General features: G+C 68.6%; 12 protein-coding genes and 1 tRNA gene. 6 read left to right on the forward strand and 7 right to left on the reverse strand.

Annotated elements, in window-relative coordinates:
- Positions 1-302 precede the first annotated feature (302 nt).
- The gene (locus GOAMI_RS23040; RefSeq protein WP_006437266.1) at positions 303-3,038 is read left to right on the forward strand and encodes a glycosyltransferase; all 2,736 of its coding nucleotides are present in this window, start codon (positions 303-305) and stop codon (positions 3,036-3,038) included.
- Positions 3,039-3,118: 80 nt separating this feature from the next.
- Here GOAMI_RS23040 and GOAMI_RS14370 read toward each other — a convergent pair whose 3' ends face one another.
- The 4 genes from GOAMI_RS14370 to GOAMI_RS14385 form a co-directional block, all read right to left on the reverse strand.
- A complete protein-coding gene (locus tag GOAMI_RS14370) occupies positions 3,119-6,937 on the reverse strand; it encodes a multifunctional oxoglutarate decarboxylase/oxoglutarate dehydrogenase thiamine pyrophosphate-binding subunit/dihydrolipoyllysine-residue succinyltransferase subunit (protein WP_006437267.1) in 3,819 nt (1,272 codons plus the stop codon).
- Positions 6,938-7,075: 138 nt separating this feature from the next.
- Entirely contained in the window at positions 7,076-11,029 is a 3,954-nt protein-coding gene (locus GOAMI_RS14375; RefSeq protein WP_006437268.1) for an ABC transporter ATP-binding protein, read from the reverse strand.
- Positions 11,026-11,751 (reverse strand): hypothetical protein, encoded by a 726-nt coding sequence (locus GOAMI_RS14380; protein ID WP_006437269.1) that lies wholly within the window; start codon positions 11,749-11,751, stop codon positions 11,026-11,028. Before GOAMI_RS14380 ends, GOAMI_RS14375 begins: the two co-directional genes overlap by 4 nt.
- Positions 11,748-12,824, reverse strand: coding sequence for a glutathione S-transferase family protein (locus GOAMI_RS14385; protein WP_006437270.1), 1,077 nt, complete (start codon positions 12,822-12,824; stop codon positions 11,748-11,750). Before GOAMI_RS14385 ends, GOAMI_RS14380 begins: the two co-directional genes overlap by 4 nt.
- A 118-nt stretch (positions 12,825-12,942) precedes the next feature.
- On the opposite strand from GOAMI_RS14385, the gene GOAMI_RS14390 reads away from it, so the two are divergent.
- From GOAMI_RS14390 to GOAMI_RS14410, 5 genes are all read left to right on the forward strand, one after another.
- On the forward strand, positions 12,943-13,626 hold the full coding sequence (locus tag GOAMI_RS14390) for a PadR family transcriptional regulator (RefSeq protein WP_006437271.1): 684 nt from the start codon (positions 12,943-12,945) through the stop codon (positions 13,624-13,626).
- Between the two features lie 2 nt (positions 13,627-13,628).
- Positions 13,629-15,176 carry a DHA2 family efflux MFS transporter permease subunit gene (locus tag GOAMI_RS14395; RefSeq protein WP_006437272.1) on the forward strand — a complete coding sequence of 516 codons (1,548 nt, stop codon included), beginning with the start codon at positions 13,629-13,631 and terminating at the stop codon, positions 15,174-15,176.
- A gap of 47 nt (positions 15,177-15,223) precedes the next feature.
- Positions 15,224-16,423 (forward strand): exonuclease SbcCD subunit D, encoded by a 1,200-nt coding sequence (locus GOAMI_RS14400; RefSeq protein WP_006437273.1) that lies wholly within the window; start codon positions 15,224-15,226, stop codon positions 16,421-16,423.
- Between the two features lie 13 nt (positions 16,424-16,436).
- Positions 16,437-19,412, forward strand: a complete 2,976-nt coding sequence (locus tag GOAMI_RS14405) for an AAA family ATPase (protein WP_006437274.1) — start codon at positions 16,437-16,439, stop codon at positions 19,410-19,412.
- A 56-nt stretch (positions 19,413-19,468) separates the two neighbouring features.
- A tRNA-Arg gene (locus tag GOAMI_RS14410) sits at positions 19,469-19,541 on the forward strand.
- A 10-nt stretch (positions 19,542-19,551) separates the two neighbouring features.
- Here GOAMI_RS14410 and GOAMI_RS14415 read toward each other — a convergent pair.
- From GOAMI_RS14415 to GOAMI_RS14425, 3 genes are all read right to left on the reverse strand, one after another.
- A complete protein-coding gene (locus GOAMI_RS14415) occupies positions 19,552-19,965 on the reverse strand; it encodes a methyltransferase domain-containing protein (protein ID WP_006437275.1) in 414 nt (137 codons plus the stop codon).
- A 162-nt stretch (positions 19,966-20,127) separates the two neighbouring features.
- Positions 20,128-20,898, reverse strand: coding sequence for a DUF305 domain-containing protein (locus GOAMI_RS14420; RefSeq protein WP_006437276.1), 771 nt, complete (start codon positions 20,896-20,898; stop codon positions 20,128-20,130).
- A gap of 17 nt (positions 20,899-20,915) precedes the next feature.
- Positions 20,916-21,740 (reverse strand): thioredoxin-like domain-containing protein, encoded by an 825-nt coding sequence (locus tag GOAMI_RS14425; RefSeq protein ID WP_006437277.1) that lies wholly within the window; start codon positions 21,738-21,740, stop codon positions 20,916-20,918.
- Positions 21,741-21,895: the final 155 nt, after the last annotated feature.

Here is a 21,895-nt window from a genome sequence, read left to right on the forward strand (position 1 = left end):
CGACCTCCGAGGATTTCTGCGGATGCCGCGGCACGGTCTCGACCACGCTCTGATCTGTGTAGCCGGTAATAACCCTCACGATCGGTTCCAAACCTGCGGTTGTGCACACGCCCGGATACTGTCGGTCCCGGGATTGTTCACCGTTGTGAACGGTCGCCTGCCGACCCCCGATGTCGGGAGGTGGCCCATCCACGACGATGAGCTGCTGTGACGTTGCTGTCCACCACCTGACACGGTCGGGACGAAAGGTCTTGCTATATGCCAATGCCGGAGAACGCCGAGGTTCGACGCGGGGTGCCAGGATGAAAGTCGCCATAGTCATCATCGGGACCCGGGGTGACGCACAACCCGGACTGGTCCTGGCACATGCGCTCGTCGAACGAGGACACGACGTCCGCATCGGGTTGCCGCCGAATACGATCAACGACGTCATGCGGCAATCGCTCGACGTCCGGCCCCTCGGGGTCGATTCGCGCGCCCATATGGAGAAAGTGCGGCGCATCCGCCGGGAGACGGAAGGGAAACCCATCCGTCGCATGCGCGACCTCGGTGCCGCGCACGTCTTCGGCTGGGATCAGCTCGTCGATGACATGGCGACGGTGGTCGACGGTGCCGATGTGATCGTCACCGGGTACAACACCGAGGTCCAGGCGCTCGCCTACGCCGAAGCTGCCGGTGTCCCGCTGGTGTCGATCCACCACGCGCCCGTCCGACGAAACCGTCGGGTGGCTCCGTTCATCGGGCGCCTGCCGGCCCGCAACAGCGCCGCGGTCCTCGCCAACTGGTTGTTGTTCGATGCGGTCACCTCGCTGCTCGGCCGACGCCGGGAGAACCGACTGCGCGCCCAGCTGGGTCTGCCCAAGGTGTCGCGGCAGTTCGCCACACGGATGAAGGACATACCCGGGGTCGAACTACAGGCCTACGATCCGATGTTCGCGATCCGCGACGACCCGACGTGGGACGGCGACAGCCGGATCCGCCGGCGTCCGGCAGTCGGATTCATCGAGTTGCCGGCTGATCTCCGCCCATTCCTCGACCCCCAGCCCGACGAACCGGAGCCCGGCGACGACCTGATGACGTGGCTGGACGCAGGTGATGACCCGCTGTACGTCGGCTTCGGCAGCATGCCGATGCGAGGGGAGAAGGCCACCCTCGACGCCTTTCTCACGGTCGCTCGTCGTCTCGGGCGCCGGCTGCTGATCTGTGCGGGCTGGACCGACCTGAGCGCCGAGATACGCGCGGCAGCCGAGTCCGACGACGTGCGCATCGAAAGCCACGTCGATCACGCCACCGTGTTCCCACGGTGCGCGGTCGTCGTCCACCACGGCGGCGCAGGCACGACCGCGGTCGCGCTCCGGTCGGCCACGCCGTCGTTGATCTGCTGGTACATGGTCGACCAACCGTTCTGGGGAGAAGAGCTCGAACGGCTCGGCATCGGGGCCTCCATGCCGATGACGAGCGACGGCGTCCTCGACCCCGACCGCATCGAGGAGGCGATCACCTCGCTGCTCGACCCGGGGGTAGCCGAGCGGGCGCGACGGGTCAGCGAGAAACTCACCCGCGCCGGCGACACCGTGACGTACGCGGTCGACGAGATCGAACGCCGGGTCGGTGACGCGGCTGCGCGCGGTGCCGGTGGCGCGAGTGCGGGATCGTCGGTCACGCGACTCGAACGTCTCGCGACCGACGATGCGCTCTACTGGATCATGACGCCGGCACTGGGATGGTCAGTGGTGCTGCAGATCGTCTGGGTCCTCGACGACGAGATCTCACCGGAGGCGCTGACCGCCATGAACACCGCCCTCTCCCGGGGACCACTGCACCGGATTCTGAAGACGACCGATGTGTACGGAGCCCGGCCGCGATGGGAACGGGCACCGGACGCGCCGCCGCCGGCGATCGACGCCTTGCCGATCGCGGAGTCCGACATCGACACCTGGGCTGCCGACGAGATGGCCACGGTTCCACTCGATGTCGAGAACGGTCGATGCTGGCGGCTTCGTGCGGCGCGCACCGAGTCGGGCGGCACGGTGGTGTCCCTGTGCGCGCTCCACGTGGCCACCGACGGTCGGGGAATGCTCGCCGCGGCAGCCGAGGCGGCGGCTGCTTCCGGCGCTCCGCTCGACCCGGCGACGGGCGGTGTCACACCGCGCCCCGGCAACGTCCCGGATGCCGCCACCGCCGCCTCGCGCAGCCGCCGGCGACTCGCCGATGTGGCGGACGCCTGCGTGCAAGTCGGTGAAGTCGCGCGAGGTCTCGTACGAGCGGTCGTCGAACAGCGAAGGAGCGTCGACGTCGAACCGGATCCGCGGCCGGACCGGCCGCCGTTGTTCGAGCGATCACCCAACGCCCGGTTCACTTATGCGACCGCGACCGTCCCGACGGACGTGTGGGAGCGGGTCGCGGCCGAACACGGCGGGACGTCGAACACGATGTTCATCGCCGCGGTCAGCGGGCTGCTGAGGTCCAGCGGTTTCGCGCCCCGCGGAGTGCCGATCAAGGTGGGGGTGCCGGTCGACCAGCGTGAGGGCGACGATGAGCGACGCAACGCGATCGCCGGGGTCTCGGTGTATCTGGCCGATGAGCCGGTTGCAGGCGGAGACCTCGGCGGCATTCGCGGCGCCTGCAAGGCAGCTTTTGTGCGACTGTCCGAAGGCAGGCGCGCGCCGCACATCCACCTGAACCCGCTGATCTGGTTCCTGCCGACCTCTCTGCTGTTGAAGGTGGCCGGTGCCGGCGCAGCCGGCCGGACACCCGACGCGATGGTCTCCAACCTCGGCGATGTCCCGGCCGAGGCGATGGAGATCGGTGGCCGGCCTGTGCGTCGCATCGCACTCCGCGGGATGGCGCAGGGAGTCGACCCGACCACGGAACTGAGGTTCGGCGACGGTGTCCAGTCGTGGCTGCTCCGGAGCCCGGAGCAGGTCACCTTCTCCGTCCTCGGCTGCGACGAGTCCCACTTCCCGGACGACGGGACGCTGCGCGACCTGCTCGACCGCGAACTCGATTCCTGGGACATCCCGCACCATATCTGGTGAGTCTGAACGCAGCGCGGCCCCTGCCGGATGATTCCGGCAGGGGCCGCGCTGCGTTGTCGAGGATCTCGTCGGTCGTGGACCTACTCGCCGAACGCCTCGTCGAGGATCTCCTGCTGCTCGACCGCGTGCACCTTGCTCGAACCCGAGGACGGGGCCGACATCGGGCGACGCGACACGCGGCGCAGGCCACCGAGGACGTCCGGGAGGACCTCGGGCAGCCACAGGCCGAGGAACGGCCACGGACCCTGGTTGGCCGGCTCCTCCTGGACCCAGCGGAACTCGCTGGCGTTGCCGTACTGCTCCAGTGTGTTGCGCAGGCGCCGGTGCGGCACCGGGTAGAGCTGCTCGATACGCACGATCGCGATGTCGTCGCGATCCTCCTTGTCGCGGCGGGCGGCGAGCTCGTAGTAGAGCTTGCCGCTCACCAGCAGGACGCGCTTGACCTTGTTGCGGTCGGCGTCGCCCTTGGCGAACTTCGGATCGTCGATGACCGACCGGAACTTGTCGTCGGTGAAGTCCGACACCGGGCTGACGGCGGCCTTGTTGCGCAGCATCGACTTCGGGGTGAAGACGATGAGCGGACGGCTGATGCCGTCGAGCACGTGACGGCGCAGCAGATGGAAGTAACTCGCCGGGGTCGACGGCAGTGCCACCGTCATCGAGCCCTCGGCGCACAGCTGCAGGAAACGCTCGATGCGGCCGGAGGTGTGGTCGGGACCCTGACCCTCGTGACCGTGCGGCAGGAGCAGCACGACATCGGAGAGCTGACCCCACTTGGCCTCACCGGAGGAGATGAACTCGTCGATGATCGACTGGGCGCCGTTGACGAAGTCGCCGAACTGCGCCTCCCACAGCACGAGTGCGTCCGGGTTGCCCACGGAGTAGCCGTACTCGAAGCCGACGACCCCGAACTCCGACAGCGGCGAGTCGTAGACCATGAACCGGCCGCCGTTGTTCTCTTCGTCGGCGGGCTGCAGGTGGTTCAGCGGGGTGTACTCCGAACCGTTCTGACGGTCGATGAGCACCGAGTGACGCTGGGTGAACGTGCCGCGGCGCGAATCCTGACCGGACAGACGGACGGTGCGACCCTCCATCACCAGCGAACCGAAGGCGAGGAGTTCGGCGAACGCCCAGTCGATGTTGCCGTTACGGGCGGCCTCGGCGCGACGCTCCAGAACCGGCTTGACGCGCGGATGCGGATTGAATCCCTCCGGGACGTTGACGAAGGCGTCGCCGATCGTCTGCAGGACCTCCTTGTCGACCGCGGTCACCAGCTTGGTCGGCAGGGTCTGGTCGGACTGGATCGACGGCGAGGGCTCGGCGTGGTACTTCTCGAGCTCCTTGACCTCGTTGAAGACTCTCTCGAGCTGTCCCTGGTAGTCGCGCAGAGCGTCCTCGGCCTCCTTGGTCGAGATGTCACCACGACCGATCAGGGCCTCGGTGTAGCTCTTGCGGACGCCGCGCTTGGTGTCGATGACCTCGTACATCGCCGGCTGCGTCATCGAGGGGTCGTCGCCCTCGTTGTGGCCGCGGCGGCGGAAGCACACCAGGTCGATGACGACGTCCTTGTTGAACGCCTGGCGGTAGTCGACGGCGAGCTTGGCGACCCACACGGATGCCTCGGGGTCGTCGCCGTTCACGTGGAAGATCGGCGCACCGATCATCTTCGCGACGTCGGTGCAGTACTCGGTGGAACGCGAGTGCTCCGGTGCGGTGGTGAAACCGACCTGGTTGTTGACCACGATGTGTACGGTGCCGCCGGTCCGGTAACCGGGCAGCATCGCCATGTTCAGCGTCTCGGCGACCACACCCTGTCCGGCGAACGCCGCGTCACCGTGCAGCATGAGCGGCAGGATCGGGAAGCGGTCGTCCTCGTCGAGGAGATCCTGCTTGGCGCGCACCAGACCTTCGAGGACCGGGTCGACGGCCTCGAGATGGCTGGGGTTGGCGGTCAGCGACACGTTGATCTCGTTGTCGCCGAACATCTGGTAGTACTTGCCCTCGGCTCCGAGGTGGTACTTCACGTCACCCGAACCGTGGGCCTGCGACGGGTTCAGGTTGCCCTCGAACTCGCTGAAGATCTTCGAGTACGGCTTGCCGACGATGTTGGCGAGCACGTTCAGGCGGCCGCGGTGCGGCATGCCGATGACGACCTCGGTGAGGCTGTGCTCGGCGCTCTGGTCGATGACCGCGTCCATCATCGGGATGACCGACTCGGCACCCTCGAGCGAGAAGCGCTTCTGACCGACGTACTTGGTCTGCAGGAAGGTCTCGAAGGCCTCCGCCGCGTTCAGCTTGCTCAGGATGTACTTCTGCTCGCCGACCGGGGGCTTGACGTGCTTGACCTCCACACGTTCCTGCAGCCACTTCTGCTGTTCCGGTTCCAGGATGTGGGTGTACTCCACACCGACGTGCCGGCAATACGCGTCGCGCAGGATGGACAGCACATCGCGCAGCTTCATCTTCTCCTGGCCGTGGAAACCGCCGACCTTGAAGGAGCGGTCGAGATCCCAGAGGGTCAGGCCGTAGGTCGCGATGTCCAGATCCGGATGGCTGCTGCGCGCATCACTGTCCATCATCAGCGGATCGATGTCGGCCATCAGGTGACCGCGGCTGCGATAGGCCGCGATGAGTTCGAGCACGCGGGTGCTCTTGTCGACCAGACCGGCCGGGATGTCCCGACGCCAGCGGACCGGCTCGTAGGGCACATGGAACGCGGTGAAGATCTCGTCGTAGAACGCGTCGTCGATCAGCAGCTGGTGGATGGTGCGCAGGAAGTCGCCCGACTCCGCGCCCTGGATGATGCGGTGATCGTAGGTCGAGGTCAGCGTCATCAACTTGCCGACGCCGAGTTCGGCGATCTGCTCGTCGCTGGCACCCTGGAACTCGGCCGGGTACTCCATCGCACCGGCGCCGATGATCGCGCCCTGCCCCTTCATCAGGCGGGGCACGGAGTGCACGGTGCCGATGGTGCCGGGGTTGGTCAGCGAGATGGTGACGCCGGAGAAGTCGTCGGCGCCGAGCTTGCCGTCACGCGCGCGTCGGACGATGTCCTGGTATGCGGTGTAGAACTCGGCGAAACCCATCGTCTCGCACTCTTTGATCGCGGCGACGACGAGTGTGCGGTTGCCATCCTTGCCGACCAGATCGATGGCCAGACCGAGGTTGGTGTGCGCGGGGGTGACGACGTTGGGTTTGCCGTCGATCTCCGCGTAGTGCCGGTTCATGTTCGGGAAGGCCTTGATGGCCTGGACGATCGCGTAACCCAAGATGTGGGTGAAGCTGATCTTGCCGCCGCGGGTACGGGCGAGGTGGTTGTTGACGACGATGCGGTTGTCGATCATCGCCTTGGCGGGAACTGCGCGAACACTGGTGGCCGTCGGGATCTCCAACGACAGGGCCATGTTCTTCGCGATGGCGGCGGCGGGACCGCGCAGGACCTTGTTGGCGTCCGCGTTGTCCTTGGCGTCCGACGGGGCGGACTTGGCGGCGCCGGCCTTGGCAGCAGACTTCGGCTGGGAACGGGCGGAGCCGTCGCGGCTCGCGAGGCTGTGGCCGGATGCGGCCTTCGTCGCGGTCGACTCCTTGGCAGGGGAGGGCTTGCGAGCTGCGGCGGTCCGCGTCGGTGTCTGGTCGAGGGTGACCTGCTTACGCGGTGCGGTCTCGCCGGCGGGTGTCGCCGGGGCGCTGCCACGGCCGGAGCCGGAGGCGCTGCCGTTGGCGGACGGGGTGGAGGCCGGTTCGGTGGACACGGGGCCACCGTTGTCTCCGGGCTTGTAACTCTTCAAGAGCTCGTGCCAACTCGGGTCCACCGAGCTCGGGTCCTCTTTGAACTGCTGGTACATTTCCTCGACCAGCCAGGTGTTCTGTCCGAAGTCAGAAATCGAACTGCTGCTCACAGCGGTATCTCGCCTCAATTCCCTTAAGGTGCCGGGTTCTCTGCCACGCTGTCGTCCCTTGTGGAGACTATCGGTGAACCAAGTGCCGATGCTACGCGTCGTCGACTGCGTCACACCCACCGACCTGCTACTACAGAGTCAGATCGTCATCTCGGGTGATCCGGCGCGGATGGTTCGGTTGTCGGTGTGCGATGCGCCTCGTTGCGCGTCCTGTCCCGAGCCCGTGAGGTCGGCGCCCACCGCATTCGTCCTCACGGCGTGCACCGTCACGTCAGGCTTCGTCACCGCGGCCTCGTCGGGGTCGGCACCGGCTTCCCAGAAGCCGCGATACAGAGTGTCCAACGCCAGTAGTTCGTCATGTGTTCCGAGTTCGACGATCCGGCCGCCGTCGACCACCGCGATGAGGTCGGCACGGGCAGCGGTGGCCAGGCGGTGGGCGACGATCACCGAGGTCCGGCGCCGCGTCATCTCGCGGCCGGCCCTCAGGACCTGCGCCTCGGTCGCCTGGTCGAGCGTGGCGGTGGCCTCGTCGAGCAGGAGCAGATCGGGGTCGACGAGTTCGGCCCGGGCCAGCGCGATCAGCTGACGCTGGCCGGAGCTGAGACCCTGACCGCGTTCGCCGATGGGGTGATTCATGCGCCCGGGCAGAGCCGCGATCATCGGAAGAGCACCCACCGCGGCAGCGGCCTCGACGATCGTCGCCCGGTCGGCGTCCGGCCGCCCGTAGGCGATGTTGTCCGCGACGGTCCCGGTGAACAGGTGAGGTTCCTGCGGGACCAGACCCAGGCGGCGACGATATCCGGAGAGGACGAGGTCGCCGATGTCGGTGCCGTCCACGAGGACGCGTCCGGTCGTCGGGTCGTAGAAGCGGGCGAGCAGTTTGACGATCGTCGACTTGCCCGCGCCGGTCCGGCCGACGAGTGCGAGCGAGGTTCCGGCCGGGATGTGCAGGTCGACGTCGTGCAGCGCGTCGGACTCCGCACCCTGATAGCGGAAGCCGACCCGGTCGAACTCGACCTCGCCGTCGAAGCCGGTCGCCGGCGGTGCCGCGGCGTCCGGGTTGACCCGCAGCGAACTCGGGGTCCGCAGCAGGTCGCCGATCCGGCGCAGGCCGACCGCCGCCTGCTGGTAACCGTCGAAGACCTGCGAGAGCTGCTGGACGGGACCGAACAGCATCGTGAGATAGAGGACGAAGGCGACCAGGGTGCCCGCGGACAGCGACCCGCCCGCCACCTGGCCGGCGCCGACGCCGAGCGCGATCGCGGTGGCGATGTCCGACATCAGCATGATGAGCGGGAAGTACGACGCGATCGCTCGCTGCGACACCATCCGCGCCTCGACCCACGCCGCCGACCGCTGCGCGAATCGTTCCTGTGCACCCGCGGTGCGGAGGTAGCTCTGAGTGGTCTTGATCCCGGCGATGTTCTCCTGGAAGTCGGCGTTCACGGTGCTGATCAGTTCGCGGGACCGCGTGTAGGCGGCGCTCGCGACCCGGCGGAAGACGATCGTGGCGGCGACGAGGAGCGGGAAGACCGGAAGGACCAGCAGTGCGAGCGACGGGCCGGTGACCAGCAACGCGATCGTGACCCCGACCAGGGTCAGGAGTGCGACGATCGCCGAGGTGAGCCCGGTCTGCAGGAAAGTCGACAACGCGTCGATGTCGGTCGTCATCCGCGTCATGATGCGACCCGACAGTTCGCGTTCGTAATAGTCCAGCCCGAGCCGCTGGATGTGGGCGTAGCTGCGGATGCGCAGCCCGAACAGCACACGTTCGCCTGCGCGTGTGGAGGTCAGCGTCAACAACGACGCGGCGACCCACCCGACGCCGACGAGCACCACACCGCCGATCGCCGCCCACCACAGAGTGCGCTGGTCGTGGTCTCCGGCCGCGTCGATGACGGCGCGGGCGATGCTGGGGAACGCCAGGCCGACGAGGGTGTCGACGGCGATGGCCGCCAACGCGAAGGCGAGTAGCCATCGGACCGGTCTCAGCAGTCCGCGGAGCGTGAAGTGCGGGTTTTCGCGCCGGACGTCGGCGACGTCCACCTCGGGGTCCTCGAGGGCCGGCGGCAGTGCGTCGACCCTCGCCTGGAGCTCGGGCGTCGCGGGCATCGAACCCAGGGCGCCGGCGACACCCCCGCCGCGACGCCCGGCCCGTGGTCCGGCGCCGACCGCTGTGCCGGGCCGGGCAGGTGGCTGTCCGTCCGGGAGATCAGTTGTGGGCCAAAGGTTCTCGATATTGTCGTCAGGGACGTGGGGCGGGGTGGGTGCCGATGCGCCATCGAGGTCGCCCACGGCGTCGGTCATCAGCTCACGGAACCTCGCCGACCCGGCCTCGAGTTCGGCCAGTGTGCCGATCGCGGTGATCCGGCCGTCGTCGAGCACGGCCACCCGATCGGCGAGCACGAGCGTCGACCGCCGATGGGCCAGGACCAGCATGGTGCGGTTCTCATCGCGTAGGCGGCCGAGGATCCGGGCCTCGGTGGTCGCGTCGACCGCCGACGTCGCGTCGTCGAGCACCAGGACGCGCGGATCGGCGAAGAGGGCGCGCGCCAGTGCGACCCGCTGGCGCTGACCGCCCGAGAGGGTCAGGCCGCGCTCGCCGACGACGGTCTCATAGCCGTCGGGCAGTGCCTCGATGAACTCCGCCGCATCGGCCGCCGCGGCGGCTGCCGCGACCCGGTCGGCGAGAGTGTCGGGATCGACGGTGGCGGCGGGACCCATCGCGATGTTCGCGGTGATCGTGTCGGAGAACAGGAAGGGCTCGTCGAAGACGACGGCCACGGCGCCGTGCAGCGCGCCGGGCGCCAGCGAGTCCACCGGGTGCGGCCCGTCGGAGCCGATGAGGGAGATGGTGCCCGCATCGGGCCGCTCGAAGCGGCTGACCAGATCGGCGATGGTGGACTTCCCGGAGCCGGGCGGGCCTACGATCGCCACGCATTCACCCGGTTCGATCCGCAGGTCGATGCCGGTGAGCACGGCGGGCGGGTCATCCGCCTCATGGGTGTGATGGGCGAAGGAGACATCGTCCAGTTCGACACCCAGCGGCCCGTCGGGCAGCGTGCCGGTGGCGGTTTCGCCGGGGTCGCGCGGGTGATCGATGACGTCGTAGACGCGTTCGACCGCGGCGCGGGCCAGCTGGGCGTTGACGATGAGGTTGGTGAGGAGGCGGGCGATGCCCGTCATCGCGGTGACGTAGGTGGTGAAGGCGAGGAAGGTGCCGGCGGTGATCGCGTCCGTCATCGTCAGGTAGCCGCCGACGACGATCACCCCGACCATTCCCAGCTGCGGGATGGCGCCCAGGGTCGGGCCGAACCGGGCGTTGATCCGCGCCGCGCGCAGACGCCGGGCGAACAGCGTGCGGCAGCGCGTCACCAGTCCGTCGACGGCGCGGTCCTCCTGGCCGAAGCCCTTGACGACGCGTACGCCGGTGACCGTCTCTTCCACGTGCTGGGCGACGTCGGCCGCGGATTGCTGGGCGGACCACGTCGCGGCGAACAGCTTTCGGCGGGTACGGAAGACCTCGAGGGCGATGAGTGGCGCGATCACCAGCGCGACGGCGGTGAGCATCGGCGATAGATAGGCCATGATCCCGAGGGCCACGACCATCTGGACCGCGGCGCCCATCGACAGCGGAGCCATCGCGAGCAGTCCCTGGACCACCTGGATGTCGGAGATGGAACGGGAGACGATCTGCCCCGTCCGGATCTGGTGCTGACTGCGGCCGTCGAGATGGAGCAGGGTGTCGAGCAGGCGTCGGCGCAGGTTGTTCTGCACGTTGATCGCGAGTCTGCCCGCGAACACGCGCCGCCCGAAATGGCAGACGTAGCGCACGAGAGCCAGGACGACCAGCCCGGTGATGATGGTGGACAGGGCGAGATCGTCGTCGATCACGCCGGTGGCCCGGTCGACCGCCCCTTTGGCCAGCAGGGGCATCACGACGTCGACGGCCACCGCGATCATCGTGACGGTCAGTGTCACGACGACGATGCGACGGTAACGCCACGTCTCTCCGACCAGCTTCCGGATCCAGCCCGGTGAGGTGGTCGGGGTGCTCCCGGTGGCGGGAGGCGCGAAGGGTCCCGGGATCACCGCGAGCCGGGCGGCAACGGGCTCGTCTCGCCCACCACCTCGGCGTCGAGTACCCAGAAGACAGGCGCGGGACCGAACGCCTCACGCGCGTTGTGCACGATCTTGCGACCGAGTGCGCGGCTTCCCGCACCACCGATCACCGCACCGATGCCGGCCGGCATCAGCTTGCCGAAGATCAACGGTGCGCGCCGGATCGCGTACTTGCGCACGAGTTTGTTGACGAGGGTCTTGTTCAATCTGGTGATGGCGCCCGACGGTAGGGCCGCACCGCCGAGTCGGCGAAGGGGGCCGCCGCGCGTACCGACGACCCGGCCGAGCGCGAGCACGCCCTCCTCGCCGAGTGCGACCGCCAGGACCAGTGCCTTGCGTCGTTCGGTCTCGTGGACGCCGATGCCGTGAACCTCGGCGACGGACAGGGCGAGCAACGCCGAGGCCTCGAGGAAGAAGGCGGTGTCGCCGGTCATCGCGCCGAAGGCTGTCATGGTTCCGACACCGGGCACGGCCGCGGCCGCGCCGACGGCCCCACCCGAGCCGGTGACGGCGTTCAGGTAGCGCTTCTCGAGCCGCTCGATGATCTGCGCGGGGGAGTCGTCGGGGTACTTGCGGCGCAATGAGGCGACGTACTTCTTCACCGCGGGGCCTTGGAGCCGCTGCGCGCGGTCGAGGATTCCGCCGGTGACCTCGACGGCTTTGCCGGACTGCTTGCGAGTGGTGTCGGTCATGACTTCGGTACCCAATTCTCTTCGGGGACGACCTCGGCGGGTCGTGGGGGGCCAGGTGGTGTGCCGTCGCCGAAGGGGCGTCCGCCGAGTTCCTCACGATGGTGTGGGGTGAGCCATCCCCGCAGGTCGGGGCCCTTCGGCACGATCTGGGTGGGGTTCACGTCGGTGTGCACGACGTAGTAGTGCTGCTTGATCTGGGTGAAATCGGTGGTGTCGCCGAAGCCCGGGGTCTGGAACAGGTCACGCGCGTACGCCCACAGCACCGGCATCTCGCTGAGCTTGCTGCGATTGCACTTGAAGTGGCCGTGGTAGACGGGGTCGAAGCGGGCCAGGGTGGTGAACAGGCGGACGTCGGCCTCGGTGATGGTGTCGCCGACCAGGTATCGCTGCGTCGACAGCCGCTCGGAGAGCTCGTCGAGCTTGGTGAACAGGCGATCGTAGGCGGCGTCGTAGGACTCCTGACTGCCGGCGAACCCGCATCGGTAGACGCCGTTGTTGACCTCGGTGTAGACGCCTCGACTCACCTCGTCGATCTCGTCGCGCAGGTGCTCGGGGTAGAGCTCGGGTGCGCCGTCGCGGTGGAACGCCGTCCACTCCAGCGAGAAGTCGATGGTGATCTGGGGGAAATCGTTGGTCACGACCTCGCCGGTGGGGACGTCGACGATCGCGGGCACGGTGATCCCTTTGGGATAGCCGGGGAACCGTTTCTCGTAGGCGTCCTTGAGTCGCGGGATCTGCAGGACGGGGTCGAGGCCGCCCGGATCGAGATCGAAGGTCCACGAGTTCTTGTCGTGGGTGGGCCCGCAGAGTCCGAGAGAGATGGCGTCTTCGAGCCCGAGGAGCCGGCGGACGATCAGCGTCCGGTTGGCCCACGGGCAGGCACGCGCGGCGACGAGACGATAGCGACCTGCCTCGACGGGGTAGCCGTCGCGACCGTCGGCGGTGATGCGGGTTTCGATGTATTCGGTGTCCCGCACGAATTCCTGGCCGGACATCACATAACTGCCCTGTTCGCCGGAATCGCTTGTCCCGGTGTGGTCGCTGGCGGTGGAATCCTCGGGCGCACGAGTCATGCTCACCACAGTAGTGATGGCCGGTGACAGTTGGCAGGGTCCGGACATGTGCGTATATTCCGACTGGAATATTCGACGCCGATCACACGACCTCGGGTCGTCGACCAGGAGGTCGCGCATGGCGTGTTCCACCCCGCTCGGACCGGTGGCGATCCTGGTGCTCGGGCTGCTCCTCGAACGTCCGATGCACCCCTACGAGATGGTGCAGACGACTGTCGCGCGCCGCGAGGACCGGCTGGCGAAGTTCCGGGCCGGCACGCTGTACCACGCGGTGGACCGGCTCGCGACGAACGAACTGATCGAGGTCCACGAGATCCGCCGCGAGGGCAACCGTCCCGAGCGAACCGTGTACGCGATCACCGAACAGGGCCGGAGAGCACTCACCGAGAACCTCGAACGCATCCTCGAGACGAGACCCGAGGAGTACCCCGAGCTGTACCTCGCGCTGTCCGAGGCACACGGTCTACCCCGGAACCGGGTCGTCGAACTCCTGGAACGGAGGGTCGCGACGATGCGGGCCGACCTCGCCGACGTCGAGGTCGCCGTTGCGGAGATCCGGTCCCGCGGCAAACCGGAGATGTTCTTCCTGGACGAGGGTTGCCGGATCGCGACACTCACCGCCCAGATCGCATGGCTCGACGACCTCGTCGACCGGCTCCGGACGCACCGCATCGCATGGCTCGACGACCCGGATTCGCCGTATCGGGTTCCCACCGGGCCGAATTCCTCCCCGGCTCCGAATCCCTGCACAGTGCCGGATTCCTCCCCCGACACCGAACGCCTGACACAGAAGGTCGAGTAGAGATGACCCGTTCCACCCCCGCCACCGGGGCCACCGGCTCCGAGGTGACGACGAGGCCCTGGGCTGCGCTGATGGCACTATGCGTGGGCTTCTTCATGATCCTCGTCGACATGACGATCGTGGCGGTCGCCCAGCCGCGTATCCAGGCCGATCTCGACACCGACGTCAACGGCGTCGTCTGGGTCACCAGTGCCTATCTCCTGACGTATGCGGTGCCGCTGCTCATCACCGGCCGTCTCGGGGACAAGTACGGCCCGAAGACGATGTATCAGCTCGGCCTGATCGTCTTCACCCTCGCGAGCGTGTGGTGCGGCCTGTCGTCGTCGATCGAAGAGCTCATCGCCGCACGCGGCCTGCAGGGCATCGGCGCCGCGCTCATCACCCCGCAGACGATGTCGCTGATCACGCGTATCTTCCCGCCGGAGAAACGCGGTGCGGCCATGGGCATCTGGGGCACGGTCGCCGGTGTGGCCACTCTGGTGGGCCCGCTGCTCGGCGGCATTCTCACCGACGCTCTCGGCTGGGAATGGATCTTCTTCATCAACCTGCCGGTCGGCATCGCAGGTCTTGTGCTCGCCGCGACCCTCGTTCCGAAGGTCGAGACAAAGGACCACCAGTTCGACTGGGTCGGCGTGGTCCTGTCGGCGATCGGTCTGTCCGCGCTCGTGTTCGGCATCCAGGAGGGCGAGAGCTTCGACTGGGCGGCGTGGATCTGGGCGCTGATCGTCGGCGGTCTGGTGTTCCTGGCGGTCTTCGTCTGGTGGCAGTCGCGCATCCGCACCGAGCCGCTGGTCCCGCTCTCGCTGTTCCGCGACCGCAATTTCTCGCTGGCCACCGTCGGTATCTCCTCGATGGGTTTCGCGGTGTCGGCCATGATGATCCCGCTGACCTTCTTCCTGCAGCTCGTGGGCGGTATGACACCCACCCGATCGGCGGTCGTGCTGGTCCCGATGGCGATCCTGACCGGTGTCCTCGCGCCGATCGTCGGGCGCATCGTCGACCGTGTGCACCCACGCGCCATCGTCTCCATCGCGTTGCTGCTCAACGCGATCGCGATCGGCTGGCTGGGCGTGGTCGTGCGCCCGGAGACGCCGGTCTGGATGATCATCCTGCCGCTGTGTCTGATGGGTATCGCGTCCGCCGGGATCTGGGCACCGCTGGCGGCCACCGCCACGCGCAATCTGCCGTGGCATCAGGCGGGTGCGGGTGCGGGTGTCTACAACACTCTGCGCGTGATCGGCTCGGTGCTGGGTTCGGCGATGATCGGGGCTCTTCTGCAGTCCCGCCTCGCGGCCGAGTTGCCCGGGATCGACGCCGCTGCGGCGCAGGACAGCACCGGCGCGAACCAGCTGCCGGAGTTCCTCCGTGAGGGCTTCGCCACCGCGATGGGACAGTCGCTCTACCTGCCGGCCGCCGCGTTGCTGGTCGGTGTCGTGGCGACCTTCTTCTTCGTACGGCCGGCGCATCAGATGCCCTCGCGCGCGCCCGCCGTCCCGGCGGATGCCGCGACGGGTAGTGCGACTCACACCGTCCCCGTGACCGGGGCCTGAGCGCGCGTCCCACGATCTGTCGGGGCCCGACCGTATGGTTTGTCATCATGCGGATCGTGCACACCTCCGACTGGCACCTGGGCCGGACGTTCCACGGTGTCGACCTGCTGGCGGACCAGCGTCGCGCGCTGAGCCACCTTGCCGCGCTGGTGGCCGCCGAATCGGCCGACGTCGTCATCGTCGCCGGTGACGTGTACGACCGCTCGGTGCCTTCGGCCGACGCGGTGCGGATCTACGACGACGGACTGGCCGAGATCGCCGCCGCCGGTGCCCAGATCGTCGTGACGCCGGGTAACCACGACTCGGCCACACGCCTCGGGGCGGGATCGTCGTTCGCCGCCGCCGGTGGTCTGCACCTGCGGACCTCCATCGACGCGATCGCCTGCCCGATCGTGCTGTCCGACGAGTACGGCGAGGTCGCGGTGTACGGCATCCCATACCTCGAACCCGACACCGCCCGACGCCACCTCGGCGTCGAGGAGGTGTGCGGCCACACCGCGGTCCTCGACGCCGCAATGAGCCGTATCCGGGCCGACCTGGCTACCCGACAGTCGCGATCGGTCGTCGTCGCCCATGCCTTCGTCAGCGGTGCGGCGGCCTCCGGATCGGAGCGTTCGATCAGTGTCGGCGGAGTGGAAACCGTTCCCGCCGAGACCTTCTCCGGTGTCGACTATGTCGCCCTCGGTCACCTGCACTCTCCGCAGCGCGTCACCGACACGGTGCGCTACAGCGGCTCGCTGCTGCCGTACTCGTTCGGGGAGCGCACGCACCGGAAAGCCGTGTGGGTCATCGACCTCGACGCCGACGGCGTCACCGAGATCCGCCGTAACGAACTACCCGTCGTGCGCGAATTGAGTTCACTGCGTGGAACTCTCGACGAGTTGCTGGCCGCCGAGGAGTACGCCACGGCCGAGGGCCACTACGTCGAGGCGACGCTGACCGATACGGTGCGTCCGCTCGACGCGATGCGCCGCCTGCGGGAGCGATTCCCGTTCGCGGTGCACGTGCAGTGGGATCGTCCGCACACCGGCTCCGGGGTCGACTATCGCTCGCGGGTCCGCGGCCGGAGCGATGCCGAGATCATCAACTCCTTCGTGGAGGACGTCCGCGACAGCCCGACCAAGGGGGAGCGGGTACTCATCGAACGCGCGCTGCGCGCTGTCGTCGGCGAACCCGAGGCGGACGCCGGCGCCGACGGCGAGTTGGCGCTGTTCGCCCTCGACGCATTCGTCGCCGAGACCGCATGAGCACGGAAACCGCATGAGACTGCACCGGATTCGGATTCGCGCCTTCGGCCCGTTCGCGGATGAGGTCACCGTCGACTTCGACGAGCTCGGTGCCGACGGCCTGTTCCTCCTGCACGGACAGACGGGCGCGGGCAAGACCACCGTCCTCGACGCGGTGGCGTTCGCGTTGTTCGGCCGGGTCCCCGGCGCACGCGACACCAATCGTCGCCTGCACTCGGATCATGCTGCGCCCGAGACGGTTCCGGAGGTCGAACTCGAGGCCACCATCGGATCGCGCCGGTTGCGTATCACGAGGTCGCCCGAACACGAACGCCCCAAGAAGCGCGGCGACGGAATGCGGAAGATCAATGCCTGCGCATCGCTGGTCTGGGTCGACGGTTCGGGTCCGGACCTGACGCGCATCCCCGAGATCGGGGAAGCGGTCGTCCGGCTGCTCGGCATGAGCGCCGAGCAGTTCTTCCAGGTGGTCCTGCTGCCCCAGGGCGACTTCGCGCGATTCCTGCGGGCACACTCCGACGAACGAGAAGAATTGCTGGAGCGGCTCTTCGACACCGAGCGCTTCGGCGACCTCGAGGAGTGGCTCCGCGATCGGGCCCGTGAGAGCGCGGCCACACTGGCCGAGCACGCCGGCACCCTCGACCGCATCGCCGGGCAGATCGTCGCGATCAGCGGCACCCAGGCGCCCGCGGAACCCGACTTCGACTGGGCCCAGGGGTGTCTCGACTCGGCCCGGCAGGCCGCGGAACAGGCACTGGCGGAATCGACCGCCGCACAGGCGGCGGTCGAGCAGGCGGAAGCCGCCCACGAGCACGGCCGGCGCGTCGACGAGTTGCGTCGTCGTGGGCTGCAGGCGCGTGAACGACTCGCCCGGCTCGCCGACGGAGAGACGACGCTGGCGACCGCCGAGCAGTCGCGTCGGCTCGCCCTGCGCGCCGCACCCATCGCGCCGCTCGCCGACGACCACGAGCGCTCCGACACCGAGGTCGCCGACGCGTCCGCCGCGGCCGATGGCGCACGCGCCGCCCTCGCCGAACTCGCCGAGGGCCGGGGCCTGTGCGAAACCGACTGTGACGATTCGGCGCTCGTCGCGGCCGTGGACCGCTGGACCGAGGAATCGGGCCGCTGGGAACCACTCGCGAAGCGCGTCGCGGAGCGTCCCCGGCTCGTCGCCGACCTCGACGGACTCGAGAAGACGATCGCGGCCGCGGAACAGCAGGCCGCGGAGACACGTACACGATTCGAGTCCGCGCCGGCACGCCGCGACGAGGCGGTCGCCGCGCTTCGGGCCGCCGACGAGTTGCGTGTCCAGGCGCCGAAGCTGCGTGCCGAACGCGACCACGCCCGCCGGGTCCTCCAGGCCTTCACCGATCGCGACGAGGTGCTCGCGCAGCTGGCCGACGCCGAGCAGGACCTCCTCGACGCGCGGGAGAAGCATTCTGCCGCAAGAGAACACCAGCTCGACATCCGCGAGCGACGCCTCACCGGGATGGCCGTCGAACTGGCCGGCGCCCTCGTGGACGGGGAGCCGTGTGTCGTCTGCGGCTCGGTGGGACATCCCGCGCCGGCTGCCGGCGACGCCGACGCCTCCGTGGGTGAGGCCGAGGAGAAGGAGGCTGCGGCCGCCGAGGAACGTGCGAGTGCGATCAAGGCCATCGCGCAGTCCGCCGTCGCCGCGCTGCGGGAACGGCAGGCCAATCTCGACGCCGTCATCGCCGGCGCCGATCGCGCCGCGACCGAGGCCGGTCATGCCCGACTGGTCGCCGACCTCGCGTCCGCAGAGCGAGCGGCCGCGCGCACGCCCGCTCTGCAGGACGCCGTCGAACGGATCGACGCCGAGATCGCCGACCGGCGCCGGACTCTGGCCGACCACGAGACCGCTCAAGCGGGGCGTCGTGAACGCCTGACGGCTCTGCACGAGAACCTGAAGGCCCTCGACGCCGAGGTCCAGGAGGCGACCGGCGGGCGGATGGGGATCGCCCAGCGCCGTCGCGAGCTCGCCGAACTCTGTCGCCGCACAAGGACTCTGCGGGAGGCCCGACGCGAACTCGACCGGGCCCGTGGCCGTCGCACCGAGATCGCCGAGCGGCTCGCCGTCGCCTGTGCGGACGCCGGATTCGTCGGCGCGGACGAGGTGCGGGCTGCCGCCGCGTCGCACACGCAGATCCGTCACTGGGAGAAGCTGCTCGAAGAGGCGGCGGCGATACGCGCCGGCACCGAGGAGACCCTCGCCGATCCCGACGTATGCGCAGCGCTGGAGGCACCGGAGGTCGACGTCGCCCGTCTCACCGCGGATCTGGTGACCGCACGGGCCCGTCGTGACGATGCCGCCCGCGTGAATGCGGTGGCGGCACAACGCCGTACCGACCTCGAAGAGTACGTGGCGGGATTCTGGGCGGCTCTCGATGCGCTGGCGCCGCTGAAGGCGCGGCATGACGAGTTGCAGGGTCTCGCCGAGCTCGTGAGCGGACGCGGACAGAACTCTCGTCGTATGTCGCTGCGGTCCTATGTGCTGGCCGCGCGGCTCGACGAGGTGCTGGTCGCGGCATCGGGCCGCCTGCGCGAGATGTCCTCAGGGCGATACGAATTCGTCCACTCCGACGCCGCCGGCGTACGTGGCCGGCGCGGCGGTCTGGGGATCGAGGTACGCGACGAGTACACCGGCGTGCTGCGCGCCACCACCACGCTGTCGGGTGGGGAGACCTTCTTCGCGTCGCTGGCCCTCGCGCTGGGCCTCGCCGACGTCGTGTCCGCCGAATCCGGGGGCCGGGTCCTCGACACGATCTTCATCGACGAGGGTTTCGGCACCCTCGACCCGGAGGCCCTCGACCTCGTCATGGGCGTCCTCGACGACCTCCGCTCCGGCGGCCGCGTCGTCGGCGTCGTCAGCCACGTCGACGAGTTGCGAGCCCGAATCCCGGCCCAGCTGCACGTCCTGCGGGGCGAACACGGCTCGACGCTACGGGTGCAGAGTCCACTCGGCGTGTCGTGAGCAGCCCGATTGTGATGTGCCGGTGACAGTGCGCTAGTCTGGGTTCCGCCCGTTGAGCCCCCGTAGCTCAGGGGATAGAGCGTCTGCCTCCGGAGCAGAAGGCCGCAGGTTCGAATCCTGCCGGGGGCACAGTTCACTTTCACCACACGATTCGACGCAGCGGATCACCGCCGTCGACGTACAGGGTTCCGCCGGGGTGCAACGCGGCGGTCACGGCCGCGATGGCCGCGTCGTACACCTCCGGATGACGACCGTCCAGAGCTCCGACGCGGAGTGCGAACGCCATGTGGAAGAGCGGCCGTCCGCCGAGCACGAAGTCCTCGATGGACGTGCACTCGAAATCCAGTCGATCGGGATCGAACCCGACCGCCGCCCGTCGGGCAGCGGCGATGGCGCGGGGAGAGCGATCGATGCCGAGCACGACACCGCTCGGGCCGACACGTCGCGCCACCTCACGACTCGCCGCGCCGGGGCCGCAACCGATTTCCAGGACGTGCAGACCGGGCCGTAGCGGCAGCGCATCGACGGCGTCGGACAGTCGCGCGGACATCATGGACCCGAGTATTCACGCCCGGCCGTGGTCGGTGCCCTACCGATCTTGCCCTGTCGAGGTATTCCGTCGAACCAGAATCGCCACCTCCGACACCGAATCGCCGACTGCGACCGGCGATCCCGGGCGGAAGTGGCGATCCTGCGGGTGTGCGGGAGGTGCGGCTCAGTTCATCGGCAGCGGCTGCGCGTTGCGCTCGGCCAGCATGGCCTCGATGATCCCGATCTCCTTGTCCTGGGTGCGTTCCATCGCCGACGCGAGGTCGCGGACGTAGGGCTGTGAGACGTTGGCCGGGTTCGCGGCGTACTCCATCATGTGGAGCCCGCCCTCGTGGTGGCGGAGCATCAGCTGCAGGAAGGTCGTGTCGACCTCCGGACCGCGCATCGCGCGGAACCGCTCCATCTCCGCCGACGTCGCCATGCCCGGCATCGCCGGTAGCTCGGCACCGGCGGCCGGGGTGGACCCGTGACCGCCTTGATCCATGTCGCCATGGTCCATGTCGCCGTGATCGTCACCGGACGTCTCCGTCGACGATCCGTGGCCCATCCAGCCCATCGCCTCGCCGGGGTTGGTGACGGGTTGTCCCCAGCGGGTCAGCCAGGACTGCATCTGCCCGATCTCGTTGCTCTGGGCGGTGAGGATGTCGAAGGCCATGCTCCGCACCTGGGGATCGGTGCCGTGCTCGAGTTCGATCGCGGCCATCTCGACGCCCTGCTCGTGGTGACGCGTCATGTCCTGGGCGAATCCGACCGCGGCCGAGTTCGCCGCGGGGGAGTCCTCGCCGGAGGAGTCGTCGGCCAGGCTCGCCTGGATCAGCAGCCCGAGGCCGACGCCCACGAGCAGCACCGCGACCGCGGCGAGCGCGAGGATGGCCGGACGTCGACGTGACGGGGTGCTGCCGGTGGTCGGCTCGGTGCCCTCAGGTGTCTCGTTCATGTTCGTTCCCCGTCCGATCAGCCTGCGGGCGTCGGGTTGGTGCCGCCGCCGTCCATGGGCACGGCGCCGGCGCCGGGTGCGCCCTCGTCGGCCGGCGGGGGATTCGACGGATCGAAGCCCGGGATGGCGGTGCAGGTGGCTTGCGTCTCCGGGTACGCCGCGGTCTGCGGGTTCTCCTGGTAGACGCCGGGCATCATGTTGCGGCGCAGGGCGGTGATGAACTGATCGAGCCGCGGGTCGCTCGCCGAGTCCAGCTTCAGCTGATGCCCCCAGCTCTGTACCGAGACCGGCTTGTCCTGCCCGGGGAAGGGCGACAGGAACAGGTACTGCTCACCGCGCACGAGCCGCTTGAGGTAGTCGACGTCCTCCGGCGAGGCCGTGTCGGGGTTGTAGGTGATCCAGACGGCGCCGTGCTCGAGCGCGTGGACGGCGTTCTCCGAGCGCAGCGGGTTCGGGTAGACGACGCCGGTACAGGTCGCCCAGATCTCGTCATGCGGCCCGCCGAAGGGCGGCGACTGGTCGTAGGCGACGCGCTGGGACGCGTTCACGTGCTTGCCGGCCTCGTAGTAGATCTTCGTCACACCTTGGATGCCGTCCGATGGATCCGGAGTCTGCGGCGAGGGGACGAACTCGGAGACCGACTCGACCGCGACGTCGTCCTTCTCGTTGGCGCGCTTCTCGTTGAACTTCGGCACGAGGTAGATCGCGAGCCCCGCGAGGAGACCGATGACCACGACGACCGCGCCGATCAGCATCCAGTCGACCTGCCGGCCGGTCGCCGTGGGTACGGACCCGGACTTCTTACGAGCCTTGGGGACGTTCGCCCCTGGTTTGCGCGCCATTGACTTCTTTCCTCGTACGACGGGGGTCGCCATGCGCGCGGGCGGTCGTACCCCCCGGCGCGCGCTCGGCGCACACGAGTCTACTGATGGATGGCACCGGCCCCGGGAGGGTGCGATTATCGATGAGCGGCCCTCGGCCAATAGGATGGTGTCCC

It is taken from the genome of Gordonia amicalis NBRC 100051 = JCM 11271 (assembly GCF_000332995.1).
Taxonomy (GTDB): domain Bacteria; phylum Actinomycetota; class Actinomycetes; order Mycobacteriales; family Mycobacteriaceae; genus Gordonia; species Gordonia amicalis.